Below are 18,592 nucleotides of genomic sequence, written 5' to 3'. Positions count from 1 at the left end.
TTTCAACAACAAGGAGAAGCGACGTTGCCTAAACGAACCTTCCTCGATTTCGAGCAGCCCATCGCCGAGCTCGAAGGCAAGATCGAAGAACTGCGCTACGTGCAGAGTGAATCCGCAGTCGACATCTCCGAAGAGATCGACCAGCTCGGCAAGAAGAGCCTGCAGCTGACCAAGGAGATCTACAGCGATCTCTCGCCCTGGCAGATCACCAAGATCGCGCGTCATGCCGAGCGGCCCTACACGCTGGACTACGTCAACGAAATCTTCACGGACTTCGTGGAGCTGCACGGCGACCGGCATTTCGCAGACGACCTGTCCATCGTGGGCGGCCTGGCCCGCTTCAACGGCACCCCCTGCATGGTGCTGGGCCACCAGAAGGGCCGCGACACAAAGGAACGCGCCGCGCGCAACTTCGGCATGAGCAAGCCCGAGGGCTACCGCAAGGCGCTGCGACTGATGAAGACGGCCGAGAAGTTCAAGCTGCCCGTCTTCACCTTCGTCGACACGCCGGGCGCCTACCCCGGCATCGATGCCGAGGAGCGCAGCCAGTCCGAAGCCATCGGCCGCAACATCTACGAGATGGCGCAGCTGGAAGTGCCCATCATCACCACCATCATCGGCGAGGGCGGCTCCGGGGGCGCGCTGGCCATTTCGGTGGCCGACCAGGTACTGATGCTGCAGTACTCGGTGTACTCGGTGATCAGCCCCGAAGGCTGCGCCTCCATTCTGTGGAAGACCAGCGAGAAGGCGCAGGACGCGGCCGATGCGCTGGGCATCACGGCGCACCGCCTGAAGGCGTTGGGCCTGATCGACAAGATCGTCAATGAGCCCGTGGGTGGTGCGCACCGCGACCACGGCCAGATGGCGGCCTTCCTCAAGCGAGCGCTCAACGACGCGATGCGACAGGTGGGCGATCTCAAGCCGCGCGAGCTGCTGGACCGCCGCTACGAGCGTCTGCAGGGCTACGGCCGCTTCGCCGACACCAAGGCCGAGCACCAGCGCTGAAACGCCGGGCAGGGCCGGCGGGCGGCGCCCTCAGCGGGCCGCCGGCTGGCGCTGACCCACCTTGGCGCGCAGCGCCGTGGCCAGCTCGGGCGGCAGCAGGCGCGTGGCCAGCTTGAGCAACAGCACCGCCACCACGCCGTCGTCGATCCAGCCCAGCACGGGCAGCAGGTCACTCACAAAATCGACGGGGCTCAGCAGATACACCGCCGCGGCCAGCACGGCCAGGCGCGCGCTCCACGGAGAGCGCGAATCGCGCAACAGCGCCCAGGCCAGGGCCAGTTCCTTGCGCAGTGCGAACCACACACGACCGAGCTTCCACATGGTGAGCGTCCTTTGGCAATTGCCGGGGCCCGGCGGGCCGCGTGCCCCAGCACATGCGGGCCGGGGTCGGCGATCACAAGAGCCGGCAGCGAGCGCACACCGCTGTGGTGCAGTCGCTCCTGGTGCCAGCCATTGTGCGGTCTTCTGCACAATCGACCCAAATGCCCTGCGACAAGTCCTGCGATTTCGACGCCGCCATCGCGCGCTTTGAGCCACCGCTGCCGCTGGCCGTGGCGCTGAGCGGCGGTGCGGATTCCACGGCCCTGCTGCGGGCCTGCGCCGCGCGCTGGCCGGGGCAGGTGAAGGCGCTGCATGTGAACCATGGGCTGCAGGCGGCGGCCGACGATTTCGAGCGCCATTGCATCGCGCTGTGCGCGCGGCTGCAGGTGCCCCTGCGCATCACGCGCGTGAACGCGCGCCACGGCCCCGGCCAGAGCCCCGAAGAGGCGGCGCGACAGGCCCGCTATGCGGCGCTGGCCGCGCTGGCGCTCGACGAAGGCGTGGCGGCCGTCGCGCTGGGCCACCATGCCGACGACCAGGCCGAAACCCTGCTGCTGGCGCTGTCGCGCGGCGCCGGCCTGCGGGGCCTGTCGGCCATGCCTGCGCAGATGCAGCGCCATGGTGTGCCGTGGTGGCGCCCCCTGCTGGCCGTGGGTGCAGACGAGATTCGAAGCTGGCTGCGCGCGCGTGGCCAGGCGTGGGTGGAAGACCCGAGCAATGCCGATGCGCAGTACACACGCAACCGCATCCGCACGCAGGTGCTGCCGGCGCTGGCGGCGGCGCTGCCGGCTTTCAGGCAGACCTTTGCGCGCAGCGCCGCGCATGCGGCGCAGGCCCAGGCGGTGCTCGACGAAGTGGCCGACGAAGACCTGGCGCGCGTGGGGCAACCGCCGCGCATCGCCGCGCTGCAGGCGCTTTCACAGGCGCGCCAGGCCCATGTGCTGCGCCGCTGGCTGGCAGGGCAGGACGGACCGGCGCGCGCGGCCTATCCCAGCAGCGCCCAGCTGCAGGCACTGCTGGTGCAGATCGCGGCCTGCCGCACGCGTGGCCACCGGATCGAACTGCGCGTGGGCTCGGGCCAGGTGCGCCGCGATGCCGACGTGCTGCGTTGGTACAATTGCCAGCCCTCGCCGCCGGCCCCGCCCCTTGCGGGCGACAGCGGTCCCGAGGCCTGATGCGCTGCGCATCCTGCATGTCTGGCAGGCGCGGCCGCTTCCCACTCTTCAGCTTGCATCCATGGCATTGATTGTTCACAAGTATGGCGGCACGTCGATGGGCTCGACCGAGCGCATCGCCAATGTCGCCAAGCGCGTCGCCAAGTGGGCCCGCGCAGGCCACCGGATGGTGGTGGTTCCCAGCGCCATGAGCGGCGAGACCAACCGCCTGCTGGGCCTGGCCAAGGAACTGGCGCCCGCCAAACCCGGCGATGACTACCGCCGCGAACTGGACATGCTGGCCTCCACCGGCGAACAGGCCTCCTCGGCCCTGCTGGCCATTGCGCTGCAGACCCAGGGCGTGGAAGCCGTGAGCTACACGGGCTGGCAGGTGGGCGTGCGCACCGACAGCAACTACACCAAGGCGCGCATCGAAAGCATCGACGACAAGCGCGTGGCCGCCGACCTGGATGCCGGCCGCGTGGTGGTCATCACGGGCTTCCAGGGCATCGACGAGGAAGGCAACATCACCACGCTGGGCCGCGGTGGCAGCGACACCTCGGCAGTGGCCATTGCCGCCGCACTCAAGGCCGACGAGTGCCTGATCTACACCGACGTGGACGGCGTGTACACCACCGATCCGCGCGTGGAGCCCGATGCCCGCCGCATGGCACGCATCAGCTTCGAGGAAATGCTGGAGATGGCCAGCCTGGGCTCCAAGGTGCTGCAGATCCGCTCGGTGGAATTCGCCGGCAAGTACCGGGTGCCGCTGCGCGTGCTGTCCAGCTTCACGCCCTGGGACATCGACATCAATGAAGAAGCCCAATCCGGCACTCTGATCACTTTCGAGGAAGACGAAACCATGGAACAAGCCGTTGTCTCCGGCATCGCATTCAGCCGCGACGAAGCCAAGATCTCGGTGCTGGGCGTGCCCGACAAGCCGGGCATCGCGTATCACATCCTGGGCGCGGTGGCCGACGCCAACATCGAAGTCGATGTGATCATCCAGAACCTGTCCAAGGACGGCAAGACCGACTTCAGCTTCACCGTTAACCGCAACGAATACGCGCGCACGGTGGACCTGCTCAAGGACAAGGTGCTGCCCAGCTTGGGCGCGACCGACATTTCCGGCGACACCAAGATCTGCAAGGTCAGCATCGTGGGCATCGGCATGCGCAGCCACGTGGGCGTGGCTTCCAAGATGTTCCGCGTGCTCAGCGAAGAGGGCATCAACATCCAGATGATCTCCACCAGCGAGATCAAGACTTCGGTCGTGATCGACGAGAAGTACATGGAACTGGCGGTGCGCGCGCTGCACAAGGCTTTTGATCTCGATCAAGCCGTCGCCTGATCCAGAAAACGGCCCATTTCGCTGGCATAATGCTGGTTTTCCAGTTCAGGAAACGTGACCGAGTGGCCGAAGGTGCTCCCCTGCTAAGGGAGTATGGGGTGTAGAGCCTCATCGAGGGTTCGAATCCCTCCGTTTCCGCCAGAGATCTTTCAGCCGATCTCAATAAGCCCCGCGCAGACTCTGCGACGGGGCTTTTTCATTGGGCGCGCCGGCGCAGTCGCCCCAGCCGCCTTTGCACAAGCCTCGCTGCAGCTTCCTGTTGGAGATCGGGAGATCGCGCTGAGTCGGTCGACACCATGGCATCGGCACACCGGCAGCGAAGCTGCCGTCATGAGACCGTCATTTGCAACCGTGATGCTCGCAAAGCTTGAAATTTGTCACACGCTTGCCGATGCGATCCTCTTGCTCCTCCTTGTTGACTTCCGCGCTTAGGGGTTGCGGGGGAGTTGTTGTGCGGGGCGCGGGCCGGGGCATGGAAGACAGCCCGTGCGAGCCTTCGCCTCTGGCCTGACTTGCGCGGCAGTTTGCGTCTGTATCGCCTGGCCATCGACAACGAAGGCAGTTGCCGCAGGTCCCCACGTGCAGTCCGCCGATCACATCTCCAGCGCTTCGTCCCGATCACAAATGCTGGACTTCGATCTGCCGGCGCAGCCGTTGGCGGCGGCCCTCGCGCAATTCGGTGCGGCGTCGGGGCGATCAGTCATGTTCATCGACGACTGGGTGACCGGGCGCACTTCCGCGCCGGTGCGAGGGCGCCTGACCCCGCACGCAGCCCTGCAGGCCCTGCTGGCCGGCACAGGCTTCACCGCGGATGACGTGGACACCCAGCTGTCGGGTGCGTTCATCCTGAAGCGCGTCGCGGCGGCGCCCAGGGTGGCATCGGCGGCCGCGGCGCGACGCAGCTATGACGCGCTGGTCCAGGCGCGGGTCTGGGAGGCGTTGTGCGCCGACCGTCGCACCGCCCCCGGCCACTACCGCTCCATCCTGCAGTTGCGAGTGGCCGCGTCGGGCCGCATCAGCCAGGCCAGCCTCGTCTCGTCTTCGGGTGATGCGCAGCGCGATGCAGCCATGCTCGCGGCATTGGCCGATCTGCAGATGGATCGCCCGCCACCGGCGGACCTGGCCCTGCCGCTCACGCTTGCCATCCTGCCGCACGACGTTCTGCCGGGCCCGCGCTGTGCCGCGGTGCATTGAGCCATGACGGAGAACGTCATCCCGCTGCTGCGCAGCTTCCTGGTGCAGAGCTACGACCAGCTCAAGCAGCGGCTGGCCCTGCGTCTGGGAAATGTCGAGCTGGCGGAAGACGCCCTTCACGAGACCTGGCTGAAGCTGGAGCGCAGCGAGGCCATTGCGGGCCCCGTTGCAAAGCCCCAGGCGTACCTGCTGCGCATGGCGGTCAATCTCGCCATCGATGTGCGGCGCGCGCAGAGCCAGGTCCTGCAGTCCGACGACATCGATGCGCTGATGAACGAATTGCCGGATCCGGCACCCGGGCCTGCCGAGGTCGCAGAAGCCCGCTCGCAGCTGGAGGCGCTGGATGGCCTGCTGCTGCGCCTGCCACCGCGCCGCCGCCAGATCCTGCTGCTGGTGCGGGTCGAGGGCTGGTCCCAGCGGGACGTGGCCGAGCGGCTTGGCATTCCCGTGCGGACCGTCGAGTACGAGCTCAGAGCCGCGCAGGCCCATCTGTTCTCCCGGTGGGAACGCGATCTGACAGATTCTCATGACGGCACCAAGAAATAGTTTGGGGATCGTGGCGTCGGCAGCCGTCTACAAGGTACGGGCCCCCTGAGACCCTCATGACCACGAGCCCTCCCTCACCGAAGCTCCCGGAGACGCTGCGCGAAGACGCGCGCAGCTGGGTGCGCAAGCTGCATTCGGGCGCCGCCACCCAATGGGAGGCGCAGGCTTTCCGGCGCTGGCGTGACGCAAGCCCTCTGCATCAGGCGGCGTTCGTCGAGGCCCGGCAGCAGTGGCGAATGCTTCAGCCGGCGCTGAACAGGCTGATGCAGGCCGACGCCGACGTTGCGAAGCTGCACCGCCAGACCCTGCACCGGCCCGAAGCGGGCCGCCGGGCATTCGTCGGCCTGGCCGGCGCAGCGGCCGCGGCCGGCGTTGCGGGGGTGGCGGTCTATTCGCCCCTGGGGCTCTGGCCCGCGGCCGATGAATGGAATGCCGACTGGCGCACGGGCGCCGGCGAGCAGCGCGTGGTCGCGCTGTCCGATCAGATCGGCCTGACCTTGAACACCCGCACCAGCGTCCGCCGGTTGAGCTCGAACGGCCAGACCGTGGGCCTGGACCTGCTCAATGGCGAAGCGGCAATCGAGATGCCGGCCGGCGCAGGCAACTTCAGCGTCGTGGCCGGCGCAGGCCGCTGCACGGCCGAATCGGCCCGCTTCGAGATCAGCCGCCTGGACGGGCGGGTGTGCGTGACCTGCCTGGCAGGAAGGGTGCACATCGCGCATCCTGCCGGCGAGCGCCTGCTGCTGGCACGCCAGCAGGCGGTCTACCGCGATCACTCGATCAGCGGCATCGCCGCCGTCGACCCCGAGGTGGCCTCGGCCTGGCGGCGCGGTGAACTCGTGTTCAGGCAGACCCCCCTGTCGGTGGTGCTGGACGAGATCAACCGCTACCGCCCCGGGCGTGTGGTGTTGATGGTGGATGCGCTGCGCGGGAAAACCGTCACCGCGACCTTCAGGCTCGACCGTCTCGATCTGGCCTTGCTGCAGATGCAGCGTTCCTTCGGCCTGAACGCCCGGTCGCTTCCTGCCGGTGTGCTGGTCCTGAGCTGAGCTGGCCGTCGTTCGCGGCACTGTGATGCTTTCGTGACTTGGCCGCGGTGCGTTGCGTGCCAGCCCTTGATTCGCAAGGACTTTCAGGCGCGCGGCCGGCGCGCGTGGCGCGGGGCAGCAAACCGTCCCGAAAAATTCTTCCGGAATTCAGCCTTTGGGTTCCGTCAGGAAAGGAGTGGCCCTTGTGGCGTTGGCAGTCGATTGCCATCGCCGGGCAGTCCTTACTTTGGCGGGAACGAGAAATGACCTCACGTGGGCACAACGCAAACAATCGCTCGGCACGCGCGGCGCAGCAGCAGGCTTTCAGGATGGCGCCGCTCGCGCGGGCCATCGCGTTGGCGCTGGCCGCGGGCGGGGTGCTCGGCAGCGCGCATGCGCAGCGGGCGTTCAGCCCGGCATGGTTCGCCGCTAAGGGCGCGACCCAGGCGAGCGCGGTTGCGACGGGCAAGCTGCCCAACGGCGCCTCGGCGTTCAACGCGGCCAATCCCACGCAGGCCTTGTCCGCAGCGGACCAGCAGCGGCAGACCTCCATCCAGAACCTGAACCTGGCCGCGCGCGCAATCGCCGCGCAGCAAGGCGCACAGGCCGCTGCGCGTGCTGCGGCGCTGGCCAGCGGCGAGTCTGCGCCGGACGGCCTCGCCGAAGGCGGCCTGAAGGTCGACACCCAGTCGCTCACGGCCGGCTGGCTCAATGCCAAGGACCCCGTCCAGGCGGCGGCGAACGGCAAGACCACGGTCACCATCGAACAGACCGCCGACAAGGCCATCCTGAACTGGGAGACCTTCAACGTTGGCAGGAACACGGCGGTGAAGTTCGACCAGCGCGGCGGCACCCACCCCAAGACGGGGGCCAACGAATGGGTCGCGCTCAACCGCATCAACGATCCCAGCGGCCGGCCCAGCGAGATCGCCGGCCGGATCGAGGCCGAGGGCAGCGTCTACCTCATCAACCGCAACGGCATCCTGTTCAACGGCAGCAGCCAGGTCAACGTGCGCAATCTGGTCGCCTCCAGCCTCAAGCTCAGCGACGAGCAGTTCAAGGCCGGTCTCAACACGCGCCTGGGATCGAAGTCGGGCGACCCCGGCTACTGGAGCGGCCTGGAAGTCGGCGTTGGGGTGCCCACCTTCGGCGAGAACCCCGAGAAGCTGCCGGCCGATTCGAACGTGCTGTTCGACGACATGGGGCCGGCCTTCGACCCCGGCAAGGCGCCAGGCGATGTGAAGGTGCTGGCCGGCGCACAGATCACGGGCCAGGGCGGCCACGTGCTGATGTTCGCACCCAAGGTCAGCAATGCGGGCAGCATCCGCACGCCCGGCGGCCAGACGCTGCTGGGCGCGGGCGAGAACGTATGGCTGGAAGCCAAGGAGATCAGCCCCACCGTGCGCGGCTTCGACGCCGCCACCTCTTCGGTGCGGCCCTGGGCCTTTCCGGCCAAGTTCCTGATCAGTCCGATGACGGGCCCCGCCTACCAGCCCTATCTGTTCGGGCGGATCGTGTCCGACATCCTGCCGCTGATGGACCAGCGCGCGGCGCAGGTCGGCTACAGCGTGCTCAACACCGGCATCATCCAGGCCGACCGTGGCGACATCTCCATGGTGTCGCGCGAGATCAAGCAGCACGGCATCCTGCAGGCCAGCACCGCCCTGAACAACCAGGCCGGCTCCATCCGCCTGCGCGCCTGGGGCCAGGGCATGGCCAACATCGACATCAACCTGGCGGCCGATGCCTCGCACCTGACGGCCTGGTCGGGCGGCACGCTGACTCTGGGGCCGGACAGCATCACGCAGGTCGTCAACGAGTGGCAGGACAGCACGCGCATCGAAAGCGGCGCGCTGGCCAACCGCTACCAGCCCGGGCGCATCGAGCTCTACGGCAAAGCGATCGACGTGCAGCCACGCGCCCAGGTCACGGCCGCTGCGGGCAACATCGACATCCAGGCCCAGGCCAACCCTGCCGCCCTGGTCCGGAACAGCCAGGTGGGCGACGGCAGCCGCGTCCTCATTGGCGAGCAGGCCACCATCAGCACCGCGGGCCTGATGCAGATGCCGGTGGACATGGCCAGCAACTTCGTCGAGGCCGAGCTGCGCATCAACGAGCTGCGCGACTCCTACCTGCAGGCCAACACCTGGCTGTACGGCAGGAAGGTCATCGTGGACCGTCGCAGGTCGGGCACCTTCCAGGGGCTGATGGCAGGCGTCGAATGGGTGAGCGACGAGTCCGGCAAGGCCGTGAAGGGCGTCTGGGTCGGCACGCCGCTGGCGGACGTGACGGGCTGGGTGGGCAATGGCCTGATCGGCCTGACCGAGCTGGCGGCGCGTGGCGGCGACATCACCATCCAGTCCAACGGCTCGGTGATCACGCGGCCGGGCTCCATCCTCGATGTATCCGGCGGCTCGGTGCGCTACAGCGACGGCTGGAACACCGAAACCCTGCTGCAGGGTGCGGACGGGCGCAGCTACCTCATGTCTTCCGCGCCGGCGGACATGAGCTACACCGGCATCGCGGGCCAGTACCTGCAGACGCATGCGCGCTGGGGCGTCACCGAGACCTACGTCAATCCGCTGATGTCGGGGCGGCGCTGGGAGCCGGGCTACGAGGAAGGCCGCAACGCCGGTTCGATCGACATCCGTGCCGGCAGCGCCTTCATCCTGGAAGGCGAGTTCAAGGGCTCGGTGCAGCCCGGCGACCGCGTCCAGGAACAGGCCGACCTGGCGCGGGCCGGCCGCCTGACGGTGGGCTCCAACAGGGCGCAGGAGGGCATGTGGACGCTGGGCCAGGTCATCATCAGCGATAGGCCCACGCTGCTGCCTGCGGAATTCACCATCGACAGCCCGCTGGGCCAGGACGCCTTCCTGACCGATCCGGAAGGGCAGACCCCCGGCGCTGGCGCGGGCGTGGGGCGCACCACCTGGCTGTCTGCCGCGGGGCTGAGCCATTCGGGCCTGGGCGCCATCGAGCTGAACCTCAACACCGGCTTCGTGCTGGAAGAAAACGCGGTGCTGACGCTTCAGCCGGGAGCCAGCTTCACGGCGGCGGTCTATGAGGGCCAGGGCATCCCGGGGAACTTCGACATCCAGGGCAGGCTCATCGCCCCCGGTGGCGCCATTTCGCTGAGTGCCGGTGGCACGGCCGAAAGCGTGCTGCGCCTGGGGCCCAACAGCCTGCTGAGCGTCGCGGGCCAGTGGGTCAACGACGCGGGCGGCGGCGCCACGCCCGGCCGCGCGATCCACGGCGGCTCCATCGCACTGGGGATCCCGTTGAAGGAAGGCCTGGGCACGGCTTACGGCAAGGTGGACGTGGCGGCCGGCGCGACGCTGGACGTCTCCGGCGGCGGCTGGCTGCCGGGTGTCACCTCGGGCCGCCGGGCAGGTCAGGTGCAGGCGGGCGATGGCGGGTCCATCAGCCTGACGGCCTTCGATGGCGCGGCGCTGGACGGGCTGGACCTGCGTGGCTGGTCCGGCGGCGATGCCTCCAGCCTCACCCTCACGGCGACCGGTGACGTGCAGGTGGGCGGCACCGCCCCTGCGGCCGAGGCCACGGGCGCAGCCCTGCCGCTGCACCTGCCGGAAACGCTCCACACCGAGCGCGGCTTCGGCACCATCGGCATCCGGTCGCTCGGCGGGGAGGTCGTGGTCGCGGAAGGCGCCCGCGTTCACATCCAGCCCACGGGCTGGGACATGGCCGCGGCCGCATCGGCGCTGCGGGAGCTGCCCAGCGGCGGCGCATTGGGCCATGCGCTCACCCCGCAGCCACGGGACGCACTGAGCCAGCAGAACCGCGCCGCGCGCGCGCCCGGCGGCCTGTCGCTGGCAACCGGCGTGAACGGCGGCGGCATCCGCATCGAGGCCAACACCAGCATCCGCACGGAAGCCGGCGGCGCGATCTCGCTGAACGCGGACGGGGCCGGCGATGCTTCCGTGCGCGTGGCAGGCCGCATCGAGGCACCGGCCGGGACGCTGAGCATCCGCGCCAAGAACACCCTGACGCTGGCCGACGGGGCCGAACTGCTGCTGCCCGGCGTGGCGCAGATCTTCCACGACCCGGTCACGCAGCTGCGCGAGGGCACGGTGCTGCCGGGTGGCACGGTCACGCTGAGCGCCGGCACGCTGGATGCGCAGGCGGCTGCGCTGATCGACGTGTCCGGTGCGCGGGGCACGGTGGACTATTGGGAGCGCGGCACGGGCGCGCTCGGCGCCGTGCAGCGCGCGCAGCAGGAGCTGGGCAGCGATGGCGGCGCGGTCGCGATCACGGCCACGGCCGGCGGCGCCATGAACACCCGGCTGCGCGCCCACGGCGGCAATGCCGATGCGGCGGGCGGCTTTCTGTCCATCACCGACAACAGCCAGGCCGGCAATGCTTCCGGGGACCTGGTGACGCCTGACGTCGGCTCGTTCCTGTATTACAAGAATCCGGCTGGAACCTATACCTTCGACGGCGAAAGGTACACGCGGATCATCGCCAGCAGCGGCAACCTCGACGTGCATGACGAGCACGCCGGCGACGTCAAGATGAACAGTGCGATGCGCACGGCGATCAACTCGGCGCTGCCCACGCTGATTTCCAGCAGCAACGGGCTGGTCATCGATGCCGGTGCGGCGCAAGCCGCGGGGCCGGGCGCCGACGTGGCGCCGTGGGAGCACAACGCGAGCATCGACCCGCGGGTGGTCGAGCTGCTCAACAAGTACTTCTGGAGCGGCACCGGAACGGCGCTGAGCCACAAGATCAACATCGGCAACATCGCCACCTCGGACGGCACCCTGCACGTGTCGGCGAAGGCGCTGCAGGACACCGGCTTCTCGGCGGTGGACCTGCGTTCCTCGCAGGTGGGCGTGCAGCTCAACGGCGGCGTCGACCTGAACATCGGGGGCCGACTGGGGATTACCGCCCCCGTCATCAAGAGCGACGGGCTGGGCGGCGTGGTGCGCCTGCACGCCAACCATCTGCAGCTGAACCCGCTGGCGGGCGCGGCCGCTGCCGCTGCCACCACGGCCCCCAATGCCGGCGAACTGCTCCTGTCGGCCAGCCAGGTCATCGACATCGCGGGCAGCGGCGAGAAGGGCGCCGCTGCGCCGGCTGTCGACGTGAGGCTGCGCGGCTTCGAGCGCACGGTGCTGGAAACCGGCGATCTGCGCTTCGTGGCCGGTGCCTACAGCGAAGGCGGCACCGACTACGACGACGCTCAGCTGCGGGCCACGCTGGACGTGGGCGGTGCGCTGGAGATCAAGGCTGCGCAGGTCTACCCGGCCACGGCCGTCACGGCAGCCATCCATTCGGACGAGTCCATCACCGTGCGCGGCCACGGGAGCGCCGCGGCACCCCTGTCGGCCGGCGGCAGCCTGACGCTGAATGCGCCCGTCATCGAGCAGGACGGCGTGCTGCGTGCGCCCTTCGGGCAGATTGCGCTGAACGCCGACGAGCGCCTGACGCTGGGCGCCAACAGCCTGACCTCGGTGTCGGGCGCGGGCCTGGACGTGCTCTACGGCACCTTGCGCAATGCCGAGTACTGGCTGGATCCGGCCAATCCGCAGGGCCGCAACCGCACCCTTGCCAGCGACACCACCTTCCTGGATGAAAACCGCTACCTCTCGTTGCTGCCGGAAAAGCGCGTCTTTCTGCAGGCGCCCGATGTGGCCATGGCCGCGGGTGCGGTGGTGGACATCGCGGGCGGCGGAGAGCTCCACGCCTGGGAGCATGTGCCTGGCTCGGGCGGCTCGCATGACGTCCTGACGCTGCCCGGCATGTACGCCGTGCTGCCGGGCCACCAGGGGCTGGCGCCCGCACAAGGCGGTGCGGCGGGCGGCCAGGTCTGGCTGTCCGGCGGTGGCCTGAGTGCCGGCTGGTACACGCTGCTGCCCGCACGCTATGCGCTGCTGCCCGGCGCCTTTGCGGTACAGCGCACGGATCAGGCCCTGCCGGCCTGGGCTGCGGCGCGTGGCGAACTGGCCAGTCTGCGGGACGGCTCGGCGGTCGTCGCCGGGCGGGAACAGGACACCGTCAGCGGCGCGCGTGATGCCACGGCCTCGAGCTGGCGCGTGCTGCCCGGCAGCGTGGTGCGCGAGGTCAGCGAATACAACGAAGCGCAGGGCAACGCCTTCTTCTCATCGGACGCGTTCAAGCTGACGCAATACCGCCTGACGGGGCAGGACGTCGTGACCCCGCGGCTGGCGCGCGACGGCGGCTCCGTGGTGTTCAAGGCCACCAACGCCCTGACGCTGGACGGCGAGCTGCGCGCGCAGCCCGATGCGGGCGGCCGCGGCAGCCTGGTGGACATTGCCGCTGCCAGGATCGCCATCGTCGGCGCGGGCCAGGACAGCAGCGACCTGCGTGACGATGGCTACCTGATCGTCGATGCCGGCAGCCTGACGCGCTTCGGCGCGGGCAGCCTGCTGGTGGGCGGCACGCGCACGGGCGACGTGCGCGGCCTGCAGGTGGACGTGGCCGCCAGCGACGTGGTGCTGCGCAACACGGCCGACACGGCGCTGAGCGGGCCCGAAGTGATCCTAGCCGCGACGAACGCGGTGGCGCTCGAGTCGGGCAGCGTGCTGCGCGCGCAGGGCCAGGCTTCGGGCGGCGAGGTGGACCTGGTGCTCAAGCCGCAGGTGGCGGCCGTGTGGAGCGACAACAACACGCCCAACGACACCAGCGACGACCACATCACCACGCCTTCCAGGGACTGGGGTGCGCTGGTGCGCGTGAGCAGCGGCCAGGCCGTGCAGGCGCTGCGCGAGAACGTGGACACCACGCTCGGCGGCCAGGTGCGCATCGGCACCGGCGCACTGCTGGAGGGCGGCGAGGCACTGCTGCTGGACGCCACCAGCAACACGGAGATGGCCGCGGGCGCGCAACTGTCGGGCAAGGCCCTGTCGATTGCCGCGAGCCGCATCGGCATCGGCGGCGGCAGCGGCGGCCTGGTGCTGGACGACGACGCGCTGGCGCAGCTGTCGCGCACGCAGGCCTTGACGCTGCACAGCTACGGCAGCCTGGACTTCCATCGCTCGCTGGACATGCGGGGCCTGGAGCGGGTGGTGTTCGACGCCGCGGCCTTGCAGGGCCACGGCGTCGACGCCGTGCAGGTGCAGGCCTCGTACCTGACGCTGCAGAACACGGGCGCGTCGTCCAACGGCGCGGGCATGGGCAGTGGCCGGCTGGCGCTGTCTGCAGGCGAGCTGGTGCTGGGCGCGGGCGACAAGACAGTGTCCGGCTTCGACCAGGTGCTGCTGTCGGCCAGCCAGCGCATCGCCGGCGAAGGCAGCGGCAGCCTGGATGCCGGCGCAGCGTCGCTGAGCCTGCACACGCCGGTGCTGCAAGGCGTGTCCGGCGCCGACCAGGCCCTGCGCACGCAGGGGCAGCTGGTACTGCAGCAGGACGGGCTGCTGGATGCGCAGGCCATGGCCGCTCTGGGCCGCGCCAGCCTGGGCGCGCGCCTGAGCCTGTCGGGCCAGGGCGTGACGGTGGCGCTGCCGGTGCTGGCCCTGGGCGGCAGCATCGCGGTCGATGCCGGCACGGGTCAGCTCACGCTGGCTGCGCCCGGCCGCCTGCATGCGGGTGGCCTGGAGAAGAGCTTCTTCGACATGGCCCAGTACGTGGACGCGGGCCAGATCAGCCTGGCGACCCGGGGCGGCCTGATCGACCTGGCGCCCGGCAGCCTGCTGGACCTGTCGGCCCATGCGCGCGGCGGTGACGCCGGCAGCCTGACGGTGGATGCATCGGCCGGCGGGCAGGTGAACTTCGGCGGCGCCCTGCAGGCGCAGGCCGGCTCCGGTGGCAAGGGCGGCAACTTTGCGCTGGCCATCGACCGGCTGGAGGACTTCGGCGCGCTGGCGCGAACCCTCAACGACGCGGGCTTCAGCCAGTCGCGGCAGTTCCGCGTGCGCCAGGGCGACCTGAGCATCGCGGGCACCACGCAGGTGGCCGACTTCGAAGTCATCACCGACCGTGGCCTGATCACGGTGGACGGCACGGCGCGCGTCGAGGCCAGCGCCACCTATGGCGGCAGCATCCGCCTGGTGGGCGGGGCCGGGCTGACGATGCAGGCCGGCGCGGTGCTGGCGGCCCATGCCACCGACACCGTCGACGGCGTGGGCAGCAGCCGCATCGAGCTGGAAGCGGTGGACGGCCAGCTGAACCTGGCCGGCGGCACGCTGGACCTGAGCGGCGGCGAAGGCGGCAAGCTGCGGCTGCGGGCGCAGCGCAGTGCCGGCAACGACGGCCTGAACGTCACGGCGCTGAACGCCACCGTGCAGGGCGCGCGCTCCGCGGTGCTCGAAGGCGTGCGCCGCTACGCCAGCGCGGACGGCACGGTGGAATCCGTGGCCCCGCAGGCGATCAGCGAGGCCAATGCCTTTGCAGGCCACACCGGCATCCTGCCGGGGCTGGGTGGCAACGCGGCCGCCTACACGCTGGCAGCGGGCATCGAGATCGCCAGCGAGGGCGATCTGCGGCTGGGCCGCGACTGGAACCTGTTCGACAGCTTCGGCGCGGCGCACCGCGAAGGCACGCTGACGCTGCGTGCGGGCGGCAACCTGGACATCGACGGCCACCTGAGCGACGGTTTCGACATCGCGGGCCGCGACAACGGCGCGGGCCAGGCGGCGCGGCTGCAGCAGGCGGCTTCGTGGAACCTGCGCCTGGTGGCGGGTGCGGACCTGGCTTCGGTCGATGCCCTGGCCACGCAGGCGCCGGGCGCGCTCGCGGCCGATGCCGGCACGATCCGCGTGGGCACGGCCGGCACCGACTCGGGCGCGGGCAAGCTGGTGCGCACCGGCAGCGGTGACCTGACGGTGCGCGCCGGGCGCGACCTGGTGCTGGCGCACAAGGAGTCGGCGCTGTACACGGCGGGCCGGGCCGAGGCCGACCCCACGCTGGGCGGCGGCTTCGACACCGCCAGCATTGACGCCCAGTACGGCGCCGAAGGCGGCCATGTGGACGTCGCCGCGCAGGGCAGCGTGCGCGCGCCCACCGCGCAGGGCCAGCGCTCGGACCAGATCCTGACCGAATGGCTGTTCCGCCAGGGGCGCTATGGCGGCGAACTCGACAGCCCCACCGGCTACTACGACGCCTACAACATGGGCGACAGCTGGGCGCCGGTCATGTCCGCCCGGGGCCAGCAGCCGAGCTGGTGGGTGAACTACGCCAGCTTCCAGCAGGGCCTGGGCGCGCTGGGGGGCGGCAACGTGAAGCTGTCGGCCGGCGAGGATCTGGTGAACCTGGTGGTGGCCCTGCCCAGCACCCTGCGCGTGACGGGCGGGCGTTCCGCCAGCGATGCCGCGGCCTCGATCGTGGCGCGCAACGGCGGGCAACTGCAGGTGGCCGCGGGCGGCACCCTGAAGGCCGGCCAGTACTACGTGGGCCGCGGCGCCGGCGAGATCGAGGCAGGCGCCAGCGGCGCCGGCTACGTTCTGACCGGCCGCGTGAACAGCTGGTCCGATGCCACCTATGCCTACGACATCGCACCCGTGCTGGCGCTGTCGGACGCCACGCTCAAGCTGCAGACGCTGGGCGATCTGGCCGTGCAGACCGTGATCGACCCGATGCAGATACGCCGTGCCTACGTCGACCAGGCCGACCGGGACACCAGCACCGGGGCCAGCCATGCGGTGTTCATGAGCAGCCAGACCGAGCGCAGTGCCGTCGACCTGGTGTCCACCGGCGGCAACGTGCGCCTGGTCAACCAGTCGGAATACGTGACGGGGAATGACACGTCGAACACCACCGGGCTGGTGGCCGGCATGACGGACGGCAAGCTGCAGACGGACATGGTGGGCCTGTATCCGGCCAAGGTCAGCGTGTCGGCGCTGAGCGGCAGCATCGAGGTCGCGGGCCTGCTGGCGATGGCGCCGGCCAACACCAGCGACCTGACGCTGCTGGCCGCCCAGGACCTGCGCTTCCAGCGCGGGCGCAGCCTGCAGGACACAGGCGCCATCGTCATGACCCAGGCCACGCTCAACCAGTGGCCCTCGATCCTGCGTCCCTGGACGGGCGTCACCACGGCGCTGGGCGGCGCGTCGGCCTTCGGGGCGCCGCTGAAGTCGGTCTACGCCGGCTTCTCGGTGAGCAACACCTTCCTGACCAACAGCCTCCACGGCGCGGAGCTGTTCGACAACACCGATGTGCTGCCCATGCAGGTGCATGACTTCACGCCCAGCCGGCTGTACGCGGCCGGGGGTTCCATCAGCGACCTGAACCTGATCGCTTCGGAATCGGCGCATGTGCAGGCCGGCACCGACATCCGCAACTTCGAGCTCAGCACGCGCCATCTGCGCCCCACCGACACCACGCTGCTGGCCGCGGGCAACGACATCCTGGCGGTCGCCAACAGGCTGCTGTCGCATCGCTATGCGGTCTACAGCGGGCAGGAGCAGACCTACCACTACGACCGGGGCAGCCGCGCCGCCGTGCAGGGCGCGGGGGAACTGCTGCTGATGGCCGGCCGCGACATCCAGGGCAACAACCTCTCGCTGTACACCAATGCCAACCGCTATTGGGACTACGCGGCGGCAACGCCGCTGGGCGAGGAAGCGAACCTGATCCGCGCGCTGCCCGCCGAAGGCGCCGACATCACGCTGATGGCCGGCATGAACAAGGCCGCCAGTTACGAAGCCTTCGAGCGGGCCTACCTGGACCCGGCCAACGTGGCGGCCATGCCCGACTACCTCCGGACCACGCTGGCCGATGGCTCGGTGGCGCCGCTGTACCTGACCGACGGGGTGGAGAGCCGCGGCGATCTGGCCAAGCTGACGCGCCGGGGCCTGGTGTCCTTCATGGAAGGAATGCTGGGCGCCGACCGGGTCGCCAGCCTGAGCGGTAGCGCCGACGGCAAGCTGAGCCCGCAGCAGGCCTGGGAGCACTACCAGCAACTGCCGCCCCTGGTGCGCCAGCAGTTCCTGCGCCAGGTCTTCGTGTATGAATTGCGCCAGGGCGGGCGCGACCAGAACGAGGACGAGCCGCTGCACGGCGGCTACCGGCGCGGCTTCGCGGCCATCGACACGCTGTTCCGCGGCACCGAGGTCGCAGGCCAGGGCGCGCGCTACGCGGCCGACCTGCCCGACGACTGGCGCAGCAGCTGGACGGGCGTGGGCAGCATCGCGGCGACCCGCCTGGCGGCGCGCACCCACCAGGGCGGCGACATCAACGTGCTCACCCCGGGCGGCGGCCTGCAGGTGGCGGCGCTGGGCGCGGCCGTGCCCGAGGGTTACGGCCTGGTCAGCCTGGCGTCGCCGGGCCAGATCAATGTGTTCGCGGACCAGGACGTCATCGTGAACCGTTCGCGCATCCTGTCGTTCGTCTCGCAGGCCGAGCCCCTGGGCAGCGACCAGGTGCTGTGGTCGAGTGCGGGCGACATCGACGCCGGCCGGGGCGCCAAGACCGTGCGCGTCCCGCAGGCGCCGGAAGTCACCGCGGACGAAGACGGCAACATCCTTGTGCAGGAAAAGCGCGACATGAGCGGCGCGGGCATCGGCACCGTGGGCGAAGGCGACGTGGACCTGGTGGCGCCGAAGGGGATCATCAATGCCGGTGATGCTGGCATCCGGGTTGCCAGCAACCTCAACATCGCCGCGCTGCAGGTGCTCAACGCCGACAACATCGAGGTTCAGGGCGAATCGAGCGGGCTGCCCGTGGTGGCCGCGGTGAACATCGGGGCGCTGACCCAGGCCAGCGCGGCGGCGGCGTCGGCGGCCATGGCGGCGCAGGAATCCGTGCGGCAGGAGCGGGCTGCGGCAAGGCAGAGCCTGCCCTCGGTCTTCACGGTGCGGGTCGTGGGCTTCGGCAACGAAAGCCTGCCACCGGCAGAGGCGAGCCCGCCCTCGCAGCCGCGCGCCGGCGCGCGACAGGGCACCTCGCTGCGCTACGAGCCGACCCACTCGGTGCAGGTCTTCGGGCACGGCCATCAGTTCGACGCTTCGGTGATGTCGCTGTTGACCGACGCCGAGAAGGCCAGCTTGCGGCAGAGCCGGTGAGACGACGACGCAGCC

8 protein-coding genes and 1 tRNA gene are annotated in these 18,592 nt (G+C 69.9%); 8 read left to right on the top strand and 1 reads right to left on the bottom strand.

Going from position 1 to position 18,592, the window contains the following annotated elements; genetic code table 11:
• The first annotated feature begins 24 nt into the window (after positions 1 to 24).
• Entirely contained in the window at positions 25 to 1,005 is a 981-nt protein-coding gene (locus PGB34_RS02305; protein ID WP_271426448.1) for an acetyl-CoA carboxylase carboxyltransferase subunit alpha, read from the top strand.
• A gap of 30 nt (positions 1,006 to 1,035) precedes the next feature.
• Here PGB34_RS02305 and PGB34_RS02300 read toward each other — a convergent pair whose 3' ends face one another.
• Complete coding sequence (locus tag PGB34_RS02300) at positions 1,036 to 1,326, bottom strand: YkvA family protein (RefSeq protein WP_271426447.1); 291 nt, start codon at positions 1,324 to 1,326, stop codon at positions 1,036 to 1,038.
• Between the two features lie 161 nt (positions 1,327 to 1,487).
• Here PGB34_RS02300 and tilS point away from each other — a divergent pair, with 161 nt between their 5' ends.
• The 7 genes from tilS (at position 1,488) to PGB34_RS02265 (ending at position 18,577) form a co-directional block, all read left to right on the top strand.
• Positions 1,488 to 2,501, top strand: a complete 1,014-nt coding sequence (gene tilS / locus PGB34_RS02295; protein WP_271426446.1) for a tRNA lysidine(34) synthetase TilS — start codon at positions 1,488 to 1,490, stop codon at positions 2,499 to 2,501.
• Positions 2,502 to 2,562: 61 nt separating this feature from the next.
• Positions 2,563 to 3,831: an aspartate kinase gene (locus PGB34_RS02290; protein ID WP_271426445.1), complete on the top strand. Its 1,269-nt coding sequence runs from the start codon at positions 2,563 to 2,565 to the stop codon at positions 3,829 to 3,831.
• A 48-nt stretch (positions 3,832 to 3,879) separates the two neighbouring features.
• A tRNA-Ser gene (locus PGB34_RS02285) sits at positions 3,880 to 3,972 on the top strand.
• A gap of 483 nt (positions 3,973 to 4,455) precedes the next feature.
• Positions 4,456 to 5,025: an STN domain-containing protein gene (locus tag PGB34_RS02280; RefSeq protein WP_271426444.1), complete on the top strand. Its 570-nt coding sequence runs from the start codon at positions 4,456 to 4,458 to the stop codon at positions 5,023 to 5,025.
• Positions 5,026 to 5,028: 3 nt separating this feature from the next.
• Positions 5,029 to 5,571 carry an RNA polymerase sigma factor gene (locus PGB34_RS02275; protein WP_271426443.1) on the top strand — a complete coding sequence of 181 codons (543 nt, stop codon included), beginning with the start codon at positions 5,029 to 5,031 and terminating at the stop codon, positions 5,569 to 5,571.
• Between the two features lie 56 nt (positions 5,572 to 5,627).
• Positions 5,628 to 6,620 (top strand): FecR family protein, encoded by a 993-nt coding sequence (locus PGB34_RS02270; protein ID WP_271426442.1) that lies wholly within the window; start codon positions 5,628 to 5,630, stop codon positions 6,618 to 6,620.
• A gap of 308 nt (positions 6,621 to 6,928) precedes the next feature.
• Positions 6,929 to 18,577, top strand: a complete 11,649-nt coding sequence (locus PGB34_RS02265; protein WP_271426441.1) for a filamentous haemagglutinin family protein — start codon at positions 6,929 to 6,931, stop codon at positions 18,575 to 18,577.
• Positions 18,578 to 18,592: the final 15 nt, after the last annotated feature.

Origin of the sequence: Xenophilus arseniciresistens (assembly GCF_028023875.1) — a bacterium.
Taxonomy (GTDB): Bacteria; Pseudomonadota; Gammaproteobacteria; order Burkholderiales; family Burkholderiaceae_C; genus Xenophilus; species Xenophilus arseniciresistens.
The sequence above is the reverse complement of the archived record's forward strand: the minus strand, read 5'-3'. Positions and strand labels throughout refer to the sequence as shown.